Annotated in this window: 7 protein-coding genes and 1 pseudogene; 4 read left to right on the forward strand and 4 right to left on the reverse strand. The window is 69.6% G+C overall.

All coding sequences use genetic code 11. The annotated features are described in order from the left end of the window. Positions 1-8: 8 nt before the first annotated feature. Complete coding sequence (locus H1R19_RS22975; RefSeq protein WP_219850266.1) at positions 9-1550, reverse strand: glycerol-3-phosphate dehydrogenase/oxidase; 1542 nt, start codon at positions 1548-1550, stop codon at positions 9-11. Positions 1551-1595: 45 nt separating this feature from the next. Continuing rightward, entirely contained in the window at positions 1596-2180 is a 585-nt protein-coding gene (locus H1R19_RS22980) for a TetR/AcrR family transcriptional regulator (RefSeq protein ID WP_188330586.1), read from the reverse strand. A 48-nt stretch (positions 2181-2228) separates the two neighbouring features. Between H1R19_RS22980 and H1R19_RS22985 the strand changes: the two genes are divergently transcribed. Then, positions 2229-3140, forward strand: a complete 912-nt coding sequence (locus H1R19_RS22985) for a diacylglycerol/lipid kinase family protein (RefSeq protein ID WP_219850267.1) — start codon at positions 2229-2231, stop codon at positions 3138-3140. Between the two features lie 18 nt (positions 3141-3158). Here the strand turns inward: H1R19_RS22985 and H1R19_RS22990 are convergent, their stop codons facing one another. Then, positions 3159-4646, reverse strand: a complete 1488-nt coding sequence (locus H1R19_RS22990) for a CCA tRNA nucleotidyltransferase (RefSeq protein ID WP_244971024.1) — start codon at positions 4644-4646, stop codon at positions 3159-3161. Between the two features lie 253 nt (positions 4647-4899). Here H1R19_RS22990 and H1R19_RS22995 point away from each other — a divergent pair, with 253 nt between their 5' ends. From H1R19_RS22995 to murJ, 3 genes are all read left to right on the forward strand, one after another. After that, positions 4900-6102, forward strand: a complete 1203-nt coding sequence (locus H1R19_RS22995) for an NUDIX hydrolase (protein WP_188330588.1) — start codon at positions 4900-4902, stop codon at positions 6100-6102. Between the two features lie 67 nt (positions 6103-6169). Next, a complete protein-coding gene (locus H1R19_RS23000; RefSeq protein WP_219851866.1) occupies positions 6170-8812 on the forward strand; it encodes a DUF6049 family protein in 2643 nt (880 codons plus the stop codon). Between the two features lie 179 nt (positions 8813-8991). Next, positions 8992-12771 (forward strand): murein biosynthesis integral membrane protein MurJ, encoded by a 3780-nt coding sequence (gene murJ / locus H1R19_RS23005; RefSeq protein ID WP_219851864.1) that lies wholly within the window; start codon positions 8992-8994, stop codon positions 12769-12771. On the opposite strand, the pseudogene H1R19_RS23010 reads toward murJ, so the two are convergent. Beyond that, positions 12755-13743, reverse strand: a pseudogene (locus H1R19_RS23010) (sterol desaturase family protein). The gene murJ and the pseudogene H1R19_RS23010 sit on opposite strands and share 17 nt — an antisense overlap. Between the last annotated feature and the right edge of the window lie 98 nt (positions 13744-13841).

A 13841-nucleotide genomic window follows, 5' to 3' on the forward strand; every position in this document is an offset into this window, starting at 1 on the left:
TCGAGCGCTCAGCCCAGTACGTACCCGAGGATCTTCTCGACCTCCGGACGGGCCGCCTCGGCGTCCCGGTCGACCAGCCCGATCCGCGTGCGCCGATGCAGCACGTCCTCGACGTCGAGCGCCCCCTCGTGGGTGACCGCGAACTCGATCTCGGCGCGGGTGACGTCGATGCCGGGGGTGATGAGGTCCAGCGGCCGGTCGACGGTAGAGGTGTCGACGACGGTCGGGGCCTCGCCGCCGAAGCGTTGCACCAGTGAGGTCGGCAGACCTTGTTCACGCGGATCACGCAGGGCCCCGACCAGCGGCGTCGTGGTGGTGACGCAGTCCCCGGCGGCGAGTCCGGCGGTGGCCAGTGCGGCGTCGACCGCATCCTGCGCCATCCGCCGGTAGGTGGTCAGCTTGCCGCCCAGCACGCTGACCAGGCCGTCACCGCGGACCCGGATGTGGTGCCGGCGCGAGACGTCGGCGAGCCCGGTCGACGTGCCCGGGCCGCCGTCACCCGCCCCGGCACGGCGGTCGACGAGCGGCCGCAGCCCCGAGAACGTACCGATGATGTCGGTCCGGTCGATCGGACGCACGAGGGCCGGGTTGAGCGCGTCGAGCAAGAAGTCGATCTCGGAGGAGTCGGGCGTCGGCACATCGGGGATGGGCCCGGGGGCGGCGACGTCGGTGATGCCGACATAGACGCGTCCCAGCTGCGCCGGCATCGTGAACACGAATCGCGACACCGAACCGCCCAGCGGGATGGTCAGGGCTGCAGTCGGATTGCCCATCGTCGCTGCATCGAGGACGAGATGGGTTCCGCGACTGGGTGTTACGGCTATCGCCTGGTCTACCTCGCCGGACCAGACGCCGGTGGCGTTCACGACCATCCGGGCACCGATGTCGAAGCTCTCACCGGTGCATGTGTCGGTGAGCGTGGCGCCGCGCCCGTCCACGCGGTCCGCGCGGGTGTGGGTGCAGATCGACGCCCCATAGCCCGCCGCGGTCCGCGCGACGGCCACGACGAGACGCGCGTCGTCGATCAGCTGGCCGTCGGTGGTCGAGATCCCGCCGCGCAGGGCCGTCGGCGAGAGCGTCGGGCACCTCGCGAGCGTCTCGATGAGCGACAGCCCCGACGGCGGTGGTAACAATGAAGCGGGGGTACCTGCGTTGCGGCGGAGCATGTCGCCTGCACGCAGACCGAAACGGATGACCGGCGCCTGCCGGCCTCCGCGGTCGGGAAGAATCTGCCGAAGGGGGGCGATCAGGTGGGGGGCTACCGCGGTCATCAGATGATGCCGCTCGACCGCGCTCTCGCGCGCGATCCGGATGTCACCTTTCGCGAGGTACCGGAGTCCGCCGTGGACGAGCTTGCTGCTCCACCGCGACGTACCGGCGGCGAGGTCACCTTTCTCGACGAGCGCAACGCTCAGACCGCGGGTCGCCGCGTCCAGCGCGACGCCGACCCCGGTGATTCCACCTCCGACGACGAGCAGGTCGACGGGCTCTGCCCGGGATGCCAGATATTCGAGAGACCGGCGACGCGTCGACGGAGACAGCGTCGCCATCAGCCCGGCACCGTCGCGCCGAGCGGCGCCGGAAGCGTCACGGTGTCACCTACCGACCGGACGGAGATAGCCCACGAGCACACCGTGCAGTTCGGTACTCCAGCCCTCGGCGAGGATGTCGGACACCAGAGCGCCCGACTGCAGGAAGGACTGCGCGATCAGCAACACCATCGCGGCCATCCGCTTGGCGTCGCCGGACCGGACCTGACCGCGTTCCTGACCCTGCGCGAGCATGTCTGCAAGGAGTGCGAGGACGCCCTGCTGGCTCGTGCCGAGACGTTCGAAGACGTACGGCGACATGAGATCTCGCTGTTCGCGCCACAACGATGCGATCAGGTCGCTGTCGCGGAGCGCACCGACCACCGAGACCACCTGGCCGGCGAGCGAGTCGAGATCCGCGGGATCGCCGGACCTGCCGACGGCCTCCTCGACGATGCCCAGCACCTCGCGGGTGAGCAGACCGCGGATGATCTCGGTGATGTCGGGCCAGCGTCGGTACACCGTCGGTCGGCTCACACCTGCTTGCCGGGCGACCTCGGACACAGTCACCTTGCGGCCGCCGCTGCGCAGCAGGCAGCTCCGCGCTGCATCCAGAACGAGATCCCCGATCTCCTCGTTACGGATTGACATGATGTGTAACACTGTAACGGATCACTTAATCGGCGGGGGGCCGACCAGATGAATATCCAACACGCCACACTCGTGGCCAGTCCGTATGCACGCCACGGGACAGGTCTGCGCGTCGCACATCAGGCCGCAGATCTTCTGCGCGCACACGACGTGGAGGTGGAGGTCATCGTCGGCGAGGACATCGCCGACGCCGCAGACCTCACCGGCAAGGCCGCAAGGGGAGACACCGACGTCCTCGTCGTGGTCGGGGGCGACGGCACCGTGCGTCTCACCGTCGAGGCCAGCATCGGCTCGGGTAAGCCCCTGGCGGTGATCCCGGCGGGCAGTGGCAACGACTTCGCGCGCAACCTCGGTATCCCGCTCGGCACCGCCGAGGCCATCGAGGTGATCCTCGCCGGACACCGGCGACCCATCGACCTCGGGCGCGTGAGCTTTCCCGACGGCCAGACCGCACTGTTCAGCACCGTCGCCGCCACCGGCTTCGACGCCGCGGTCACCGCGCGAGCGATGGACATCAAGTGGCCCAGGGGGCAGGCGCGATACACGATCGCCGCGTTCCTCGAGCTCATCGGACTGCGTTCCCGGCACTATCAGGTGCGCGTCGACGACGAATGCGTCGAATCGGATCTGATCTTCGCCGCGATCGGCAACACCACGTCGTACGGCGGCGGGATGCAGATCACGCCGGAGGCATCGGTGAGCGACGGCCTGCTCGACATCTCCATGGCGGCCAATCCGCCTCGCCTCCCGCGCTGGACCATCGCACGTGTGTTCCCGAAGGTGTTCTCGGGCAAGCACATCGGCCATCCGCTGGTGACGTCGATGCGTGGCGAGGAGATCGAGCTCTACTGCGACCCGCCCGCCCTGGTCTCCGTCGACGGCGACCTCGTCGGTGCGCTGCCCGCGGTCTTCGAGGCGGTGCCCCGCGCGATCGAGGTGTTCGCGCCCGTGCCGGCCTGAGCGTCTGCTCGCGCGACGCTACTCCGCGGTTTTCCCGGTCCGGTTGCCGCCGGTCTCGTCGTCCCCGGTCTTGTTGCGCCCGGCCCACCATTCCCGCAGAGCCGCTTCGGCCTCGTCGGGCGTGAGTGGGCCGCGGTCGAGACGGAGTTCCTTGAGATACCGCCACGCCTGTCCGACGATCGGGCCGGGCGGCACGCCGAGCATCTCCATGATCGCGTTGCCGTCGAGGTCGGGTCGGACCTTCTGGAGGTTCTCCGCGGCCTGCAGATCGGCGATGCGCTGTTCGAGATCGTCGTAGTTCTGCTGCAGTCGCCGTGCGCGTCGTTTGTTACGGGTCGTGCAGTCGGCCCGGACCAGCTTGTTGAGCCGGTCGAGCAGGGGACCGGCGTCGGTGACGTAGCGGCGAACCGCGGAATCGGTCCATGCGCCGTCGCCGTAGCCATGGAAGCGCAGGTGCAGGAACACCAGGTCGGCGACGTCGGACACCACGGCCTTGGGGTACTTCAGCGCCCGCATCCGTTTGCGCACCATCTTCGCCCCCACCACCTCGTGGTGATGGAAACTGACGCCGCCACCCGGCTCGTGCCTGCGCGTCTCGGGCTTCCCGATGTCGTGGAGCAGCGCCGCCCAACGCAAGACCAGGTCCGGATCACCGTCCTCGAGGTCGATGGCCTGTTTGAGGACCGTCAGCGAATGCTGGTAGACGTCCTTGTGCTGGTGATGTTCGTCGATGGTGAGTTTCATGCCCGGCACCTCGGGCAGGACCCGCTCTGCCAGCCCGGTCTCGACCATCGCGTCGATCGCGTCGATCGGGAACTCCCCACAGATCAGTTTGTCGAGTTCGGTGCGGACGCGTTCGGCGGTGATGCGATCGATCTCACCGTTCATCTCGGTGATGGCCTGCCACACACGGGGTGCGAGTCCGAAGCCGAGCTGGGACATGAACCGGACGGCCCGCAACATCCGGAGCGGGTCGTCGCCGAAGGACTGCTCGGGTGTGGCCGGGGTGTCGATGACACCTGCGAGCAGGGCGGTCATGCCGTCGAGGGGGTCGCAGAAGTCCTCGGCACCCTTGGCGCCGATGCGTACGGCCATCGCGTTGATGGTGAAGTCACGCCGGACGAGGTCGTCGTCGAGCGTCTCGCCGAAGGTGACCTCGGGATTGCGGCTCACCTGGTCATAGGAGTCGGCGCGGTAGGTGGTGATCTCGATATGGTGTTCGCCCTTGCGGACGCCGACCGTGCCGAAGTCGATCCCGACGTCCCAGAAGGCGTCGGCCCAACCTCTGAGCAGACGCGACACCTCTTCCGGTCGCGCATCGGTGGTGAAATCCAGGTCGTTGCCCAGCCGGCCGAGAACCGCATCGCGGACCGATCCGCCGACCAGGTACAACTCGTGCCCCGCCGCGGTGAACAGCTCCCCCAGGGGAGCGAGGACATCGTCGAGCTCGCGCAGCGCGATCGCGGCCCCGGCGAGGAGGCGGGTGCGTCGATCCGGATCGGACAGCGTCGGCTGCCCACCGGACGGCGCCGTTCCCGACCCGGCCAACCCCGACCCGGCCAATTCCGACGACGATGAGTCACTCACGGCTTGCCACCCTACCGTCGTGACCCGCACCGACGACGCCGCGGACTTCGGCGGGAGCGGTGGTGGGAGCCGGTGTGCACATCCGCCACCCGTCCGACACCGGAGTCCACAGCCTTTGCGCACTACGAGGCGTCGGGACAAACTGCAGGTGACCAGCGGCTAGCATCGTGGAGTGTCCACCGATTCCTCAACCAACCCTTCAGACGTGAGCGGCGTCTCGTCGGGTCCGCGTGGTGAGGACGGCGGACAGGGCAACCAGAACCCGCCCGCCCAGGGTCGTCGTGCTCGTCGTGGCCGCCGGCGCCGCGGACGGCGCAAGGGTGAGGCCCGCACCGCCGCACCCGCCCACAGCCCCGCCTCGCACAAGCAGCCGGGCCACTCACAGCCCGGTTCCGGTCACAAGCAGCCGGGTCACACCACCAAGCACGGCCACCGGCAGAACGGGCCCAATCCCGCCGCCGAGCCGGCGCCGACGACACATCACCCGACGCCCAACGACCTCGCCCGCGCCCGCGCGGCCGATCCGGCACGTGCGGACCCGGTCGAGTCGGAGTCGGTGGAGAAACTGCCCGTCGATCCCGATCGCGCGCGGCCGCAGGTCACGCCGCCGAAACCATCGGACATGGTCGCTGTCTCGGCGAAGCTGACCAAGAAGGGTCTGAGCCAGCCCGGCAGCAAGCCGGGCAAGAACCGTCGGCGATCGCCCCGCGCCGAGCGGGTCAACCCCGATCGCGCGGGTGCCGACCGGGCGACCACCGAGAAGCTGCGGACCGTCCGGGAGACCTCGGCCGGCGGCCTCGTCATCTCCGACCTCGGTCTGCCCATCGACGAGCTGTCCGCAGCACTCATCGGTCGGGTCGACCGGCGCGGCCGGACGATGTGGTCGCTGCCCAAGGGCCACATCGAGACCGGTGAGACCGCCGAGCAGACCGCGATCCGCGAGGTCGAGGAAGAGACCGGCATCCAGGGCACCGTGGTGGCTCCGCTGGGCAAGATCGACTACTGGTTCGTCAGCGAGGGCCGACGCATCCACAAGACCGTGCACCACTACCTGCTGCGCTGCACCGGCGGAGAACTGTCCGACGAGGACTACGAGGTCAGCGAGGTGGCGTGGGTGCCGTTGCATGAGTTGCCACGTCGGCTCACGTATTCTGACGAGCGACGACTCGCCCGGATGGCCCGCGGCGTGATCGCCGATCTCGCCGCCGACCCCACCCGGCTGGCCCAGTCCGAGGCCGAGAGCATTCGTACCGAACCCAACGCTTATGAGAAAGCCGCCGCCGCGCGCAACCAGCGCCGCAACGAGCCGCCACCCGCGGCTCGTCCTCGTCGGCGCCGACGCCGTCCCCGTCGGTCCGCAAGCGGCGATGGCTGAGCCCCGCCCGACGTCTGCTGAGCCCGTTCTGTCCTCTCGTACCTCCCGTCGTGTGCGTGGTTCTCGGCTGCACATCGCCACGGCACTGGCCGCGGTGCTGGCGGTCGTCGGGCTGCTGGCCATGCCGGGTGCGATGCCGCGGGCCGCGGCGGTCCCGGAGACGAGCAGCGCCGGGTCGGCGAGCCCACGATCCGGCGACGACGCCCAGAACACGAGCCGGTTCGCGCGGATAGTCATCGACTCGATGACCCCGAACATCGTCACCACGACGAGCCGGCCGGTGGTGACCGTGAGCGGGCGTGTCGACAACGTGGGGGACCGTTCCATCAACGCCCTCACGATCCGGTTGGAGCGAGGTGACCCGGTCGCCACCGCGGCGGGGTTGCGCACCGACCTCGCCGACGACGACCCGGCCGTCGCGGTCGCCGGTCCGTTCGAGGCGCTGACCGATTCCCTGGCGCCCGGCGAGAGCGTCGGCTTCCGGATGTCGATGTCGTTGTCGGCGACCACCGGTCCCGACGGGCAGGGTCTCGCGATCTCCGAGACCGGTGTGTATCCGATGCAGGTCAACGTCAACGGCACGCCGGAGTACGGCGACGCCGCTCAGGTCGCGGGTTCACGGATGCTCCTGCCGGTGCTGTCCCTGCCCCCCGACGATGCGCGCGCCCTCGACTACGTCGACCCGACCACCGGATACTCCGACACCGACCCCGTCCCCGGTCTCGGCCCCGACGGCTCGGTCTCGGCGAACTTGTCCAGTCCGGCCCGGATGACCATGTTGTGGCCGCTCGCGGCTCCGCCACAGCTGGCGCCCGGCGTCCTGGGCGGAAACACCGAGCCGGTCCGCCTCATCAGCGAGGACATGGCGCGCTCGCTCAATTCCGGTGGCAGGCTTCACGAACTGCTGAAGGCCTTGCAGAGTGTCGTCGGCGAACCGCCCCCCGCGCAGTCCGGCTCCGGGGTGTCAGATGCGCCGGTCTCCGAGACCCCCGCGGGCGCCGAGACCGACGCCATGCCCGGCTCGGGGAAGCTCGCCGAGAGCATGTGCCTGGCGATCGACCCGGATCTCGTGGTGACGGTGCGTGCGATGGCGCTGGGCTATGAGGTGACCACCAATCCGGCCGACCCGACGGCGGCGACGCGCCCGGGCAGCGGCGCGGAGGTGGCCGACCGCTGGCTGCGGACACTGCGCTGGACAGCGAGCCGGATGTGCGTGGTCGCGTTGCCGTTCGCGCAGGCCGATCTGAGTTCGCTCACCCGCATCGGCAACAGCGATCTCACCGAGGCGGCACTGCGTAGCCCCGCCGACGTCGTCGACCTGGTGCTCGGCGTCCGCAGCGTTCGCGGCCTCTCCATCCCCGCTCTGGGCGCGATCAACGCCGACGGTGCGGCCGCGCTGGCGCAGGCCGGTCTCGCCTCGACGGCGGTGGCGTCGAACTCGATCACGCCCACCGGCCGCCGTGACGATGCGGGCCGCTACCGGATCGGTGGCCTCGCCGCGCAGACCTACGCCGCACCGATCTCGGCGTCGTTCGCCGCGATCGGTACAGCGCCGTCGACTCCGGCGCTGACCCCCGCCGACCAGCGTGTCGACCTCTCCGACGAGTCGGCGGGCAGCCGCCGGCAGACCGCCATCGGCGCACTCGCCTACCCGGCGATCGCCGCTCCCCAGCCCACGCCCGGGGGATCCGGCACCGCCTCCCGCGACCCGGTCGTCGGTCGCTCGTCATTCCTGGTGCCGCCGACGTACTGGTCGCCGACCGCCGACGACTCCGATGCGCTCTTCGCGACCGCCCGCCTCCTTCTCGAGTCAGGTGCGGCAACCCCCGCACCGCTGCCGACCCTCGTCGCCGAGCTCGCGTCGGCGCGGGAAGAGGCACGCCTGACCAACCCGCCGGGCGTGGATCCGGTCGGCCGCATCGGATCGGTGCTCACCGCGGGCGCCACCACCGCCATACGACGCAACGTCGAGGACAGCTGGCAGTTCCAAGGCGCGCTGGTGCGGTCCGCCGACGTCGCGGCCACGCCCGAGCGCTACGTCGAGCCGCTGCGCGAGGACCAGCTGCGCGCGATCAGATCACCGGACTCCTACGGATCGGCGGTGTACACCCATCTCCGCCGGACGCAGGAGGAACGCATCGAGGCAGTGGCCTCGACCCTGCACCGGATGGGGCAGTCGGTGACGATCCGCGATCCCGGCGGGCGCTACACGCTCGCCTCCGAACGCAGCCCGCTGCTCCTCGTGGTCGGCAACGACCTGGCCCTGCCCGTGCGCGCCCGGCTCACCACATCGGCTCCGGAGGGCATCGAGATCGACGACCCGGGCATCGTCGAGATCCCGGCTCGGGGGACCCGGCAGATCCAGCTGCCCACGCAGGGGGAGGCCTCCGAGTCCATCACCGTCGACATCCGGCTGTCCACGGCCACCGGGGTCCAGCTCGGTCAGCCGATCAGCCTGTCGGTGTACACCAACGCCTACGGCAAGCCGCTCTTCTACATCACGATCATCGCCGCGGCCGCACTCATCCTGCTGACCGCCCGCCGTCTGTGGCATCGATTCCGCGGCCAGCCCGACCCCGCCGACGCGGACCGTCCCGAGCCCGACGAACTGGAGCGATTGCTCGCCGGAAGCGGCTATCAGGAGCGGCGTCGTACCCTGCAGAGCGAGGGCCGGCCACCCGTCGACGACGTGGGCGACGAACCTTCATGACCGATATCAGACGACCCGAGGACGGCGGCAATAACGACGTGAGCTGGAACGATGTGCCGCGCGCACCGCGATCGGGGCAACCCGGCGCGGTGCCGCCCCAGCGTCCCGAGCGCGCCGCGCCCCGTCGGATCCCGTCCGGCTCGGCCGGTGCACCGGCCGGGCCCGGGACCGGCCGGCCCATGCCTCCGACGCCGCCCCCCGCACACCGGCCGGGCCCACGACCCGCCCCCGGCGGACGCCCCGTACCGCCCGCAACGTCCCCGGGGTCGAGCGTGCTCGAGAAGCGCCGCGCCGATGCGGGCGCCCCCGACGAGGCGCCGTCCTCGACCGGCCTGGCCCGCGACTCGGACTCGAGCATCCTGCGCACGAGCGGCTCCATCGCGATCGCCACCCTCTTCAGCCGGATCACCGGGTTCCTCCGGACCGTGCTCATCCTCGCGATGCTCGGACCGGCGATCGCCTCGGCGTTCCAGGCCGCCGACGTGCTGCCGAACATGATCGCCGAGGTCGTCCTCGGTGCCGTGCTCACCGCGATCGTCATCCCGCTGCTCGCCCGCGCCGAAGCCGAGGATCCCGACGGCGGCGAGGGTTTCATCAACCGCATCTTCACGATCACCGTCGTGGTGCTGGGCTCGGCGACCGTCATCGCCGTCATCGCGGCCCCGCTGCTCACCTATCTCAATCTCGGTGACGGGCAGGTCGACCGGGACCTCGCGACGGCGCTCGCCTACCTGCTGTTGCCGGAGATCCTGTTCTACGGACTCTCGGCGCTGTTCATCGCGATCCTGAACCTGCGGGGACTGTTCAAGCCCGGTGCGTGGGCGCCGGTGCTCAACAACGTCGTCCAGATCACGACGCTCGTCCTCTACGCGGTGGTCCCCGGCGAGATCACGCTCAACCCGGTCCGGATGAGCGACCCGCAGCTCCTGGTCCTCGGTATCGGCTGCACGCTCGGCGTGGTCCTGCAGGCGATGATCCTGGTGCCGTTCCTGCGCAAGGCAGGGATCCGCCTGCGTCTGCAGTGGGGGATCGACGCGCGGCTGCGCCAGTTCGGCAACATGGCCGTGGCCATCGTCGGCTACGTCGCACTGCTTCAGGTGGGTCTCATCGCGACCTACCGGATCGCCTCATCGGCCGACGCGTCGGGCGTCAGCATCTACTTCACCCACTGGCAGTTGCTGCAGCTGCCCTACGGGGTGCTCGGCGTCACGATCCTGACCGCGATCATGCCGCGGCTGTCGCGCAACGCCGCCGCCGACGACACCAAGGCGGTGGTCGACGACCTGTCCCTGGCCACCCGCCTCACGATGGTCGCCCTTGTCCCCATCGTGTCGTTCATGACCTTCTTCGGCCCGGCCATCGCCATCGCCGTGTTCAATTTCGGCAAGTTCGACGCGGCCACCGCCTCCCAGCTCGGTTCGGTGCTGTCGTGGGGCGCGTTCACCCTGATCCCGTATTCGATGACCCTGGTCCAGCTCCGCGTCTTCTACGCCCGTGAGGACGCGTGGACACCAACCTTGATCGCGCTCGGGATCACCGTGGTCAAGGTCGCGTCGTCGTACCTGGGTCCGGTCCTGTTCGACGACCCGGAACTCGTCGTGCGCTGGCTCGCGCTCTCCAACGGACTCGGCTACCTGGTCGGCGCCATCGTCGGTCATCACCTGCTGCGCCGCCGGTTGCACGGAGCCCGACTCAGCAACGTCACACGCACGACGCTGGTCAGCATCGCCGTCTCGCTCGGGGTCTCGGCGACGGTGTGGGCCGTCGCGAAGATGACCGGCCTCGACGAGATGATCGGCTGGCTCGGCAAGGTCGGGTCCGTGCTGTACCTCGGTCTGACGGCCGTGGTGGTGCTCGCGGTGACCTACGCCGGTCTGGCCGCGGCCCGCGTGCCGGATGTCGTCGCGATCGGCATGTCGGTCCGGCGTCTCCTGGGCCGGTTCATCCCGGCGCTCGCGCCGCCCCCGCAGCCCGAACGTGAACAGTCCCCGGCGATCACAGTTCAGTTTCCGCGGGTCACTGCGGACGAATCGCTCCCGTACTCTGGTCAGGTACAGGTGCTCCGCCGCTTCGACAGGGGAACCGCGACCTGGCAGTCGTACTCCGTGCACACCGGTGGCGCGATCGGCGCCGGTCGGGACGTGCGTCCCATCCCCGAACACGCGCCGGTGCCGCGAGACATCAGATACCGCAGGAGAGGAGCCCGTCGCGTGAGTGACAGTGAGGTCGACACCACTGCTCCCACCGGGCCGCCCGTCGAATCCGACGCCGGCGACACCCGGACTCCACCGACATCACAGGCCGTCCCGAACACCACGGGAGCCGCTCCGGGTGCCGCCGACACCGCTGCCGGGGGAACCGCTGCCGGCGGGACGCCCGCCGGGGCGCCCGGACCCGACGCCGCACCCAGGCGGCGCGGACCGCGCCTGATCCCCGGCGCGGCGGTCGCGGGGGGCCGCTACCGGCTCCTCGAGCAGCACGGTGGCACGCGCGGGCTGCAGTTCTGGCGTGCCCAGGACATCAATCTCGACCGCGAGGTCGGACTGACCTTCGTCGACGCCGAGCAGCTCGCCCCGCCACCGGAGCGCGGTCAGACCGCGAAGATCTCTGACCAGGGACCGCAGGCGGTGTTGTCGCGCACCCTCCGACTCGGACAGATCAACTCCGACGGCGTGGCCCGCGTCCTCGACGTCGTGCGCGGATCCTCGGGCGGGATCGTCGTCGCCGAATGGGTGCCGGGGTCGTCGCTCGCCGACGTCGCACGGTCACATCCGTCGCCGATCGGTGCCGCACGAGCAGTACGTTCGCTGGCCGCCGCGGCCGAGATCGCCCACCGCTCCGGCGGTGCGCTGTCCATCGACCATCCCGATCGCATCCGGATCAGCCACGACGGCAACGCCGTCCTCGCCTTCCCCGGCACCCTCGCCGGCGACGACAAGGCCTCCGACGTCCGGGGACTCGGTGCCGTGCTGTACGCCTTGCTGCTCAACCGCTGGGCGCTCGATCCCGAGACCGGTTCCCGCCTGGCGACCACCGCCGACGTCACCGAACCCGTGGGCGGGATCCCGATGGCCGTGCCGGGGGATGACGGACAACCCCTCGAACCGCGCGCCGCCGATCCCGACATCCCGTTCGAGATCTCCGCCGTCGCCGCCCGTGCACTCGACGGGTCCCGAGGTATCCGGACGGCCGCCACGGTGCAGCACGTCCTGGATCAGGCGACTGTTCTCGACCTCAACACCGACATGCTCCCGGCGATCACCGACGCCGATGCGCCGCCACCGGTGACGGTCACTCCTCGGTTGGGCAGCGGTGAGGACAAGCCTCCGCGTCGGAATGTGGCGCTGCTGATCGGTGCCGGTCTGCTGGCGCTGTTCATCGTCATCGCACTGATCCTGAGCGCCACCAACATCTTCGGCGGAAGCGACGGATCCAGCGACATCGACTCGATCATCACCACCAGCGAGCCTGCCCCCACCCCGACCGCGGGCCCACCGAACAGTCCGCCGGCCGACGCCGCCCCGCAGCCGATCCCGCTGACCGCGGTGAGCGTGGTGGACTTCTCCTCACAGCCGCCGGACAACTCGGCCAATGTCGGCAACGTGATCACCGGAGCCGCCCCTCCGTGGCAGACGGACAACTATCGGGGCAAACCCGACTTCGGCGGTCTCAAGTCCGGGCTGGGCCTGATGTTCGATCTCGGCAGCGAGCGGGCGGTGAAGACGGTGACGATCGAGAGCCCCACTCCCGGCATCGATGTGGAGATCCGCACCTCGCCGGGCGCGAAGCCCGCGTTCACCCGGACCACTCCGGTGGCCGCCGGACGGGTCGAGCGTTCGACGACCATCGAGATCCCCGTGCCGCAACGCGGCCGCTACGTGATGGTGTGGATCACGAGCCTCCCGAGTGCGCCCGGCGGTTATCAGGCCGAGATCTCGCGCGTCACGATGGCCGGCTGAGCTCGGGCGACTCCGCGGTCTGCGCCGTGGCCCGGGGAGCCCACCCGGGTGGCCCGAAGATGTAGCCCAGGCGTGCCCGCCAGCTCGTCGTCGACCGCACATCACGCGCGATGGCCGCACATCACGCGCGATGGCCGCATACTCGTGGGTTTGCAGACGCCAGATGTTGTAGGTGTCAACCGGTTTGGTGAGTCCGTAACGCGGGCGTCGTACCTCGGGCGCGAACGAGCCGAACAGGCGGTCCCAGATGATGAGCACGCCACCGTAGTTGCGGTCGAGGTACTCCGGGTCGCGGCCGTGATGCACTCGGTGGTGCGAGGGGGTGTTGAACACGAGCTCGAAGGGCGCCCACATGGTTCCGATGCGCTCGGTGTGGATCCAGAACTGGTAGATCAGGCTGAGCGAATACGCGAAGAACACCAGGGCCGGTGGCACCCCGAGGAGGGGCAGCGGCAGCCACATCAGCACCGCGGCACTGATGTTCCACTTCTGGCGCAGCGCGGTGGCGAAGTTGAAGTACTCGCTGGAGTGATGGGCTTGATGCGTGGCCCAGACGAGGCGCACACGGTGGGAGGTCCGGTGACTCCAGTAGAAGAGGAAGTCCACTCCGACGAGTGCGATCACCCACGTGTACCACTTGTCGGTGGGGAGTTGCCAGGGAGCCACGTAGGCGAAAAGCGCTGTGTAGGCGAGCAACCCGAGGGATTTCCAGAAGGCACTGGTAGCGATCGAGACCAGCCCCATCAGCACGCTGGAACGCGCGTCGCGCGACTCGTACGCGCCGGCCGGGAACTGCCGGTCGGTCGCCCGCGGCGCATCGTCTCGCGTGTTCTCGTTGTCCGGCGTGTTCTCGTTGCTGTGATCGTGCTCGAGTTTCGCGGCGGCGAACCACTCGATGGCGAGCATCGTGACGAAGAACGGGATCGCGAGCACAGTCGGCTCACGCATGGGCTCCGGCAAGAACTCCAACACCGCACAACTCCCTACTGCATCATCTGACACGCCTACATGTCACTTTGATTCTGACAAGGTATCGTGTCAGAAGTTGCGTGTAAAGACCTTGGGAATCA

This window comes from Gordonia jinghuaiqii (assembly GCF_014041935.1).
GTDB classification, from domain to species: domain Bacteria; phylum Actinomycetota; class Actinomycetes; order Mycobacteriales; family Mycobacteriaceae; genus Gordonia; species Gordonia jinghuaiqii.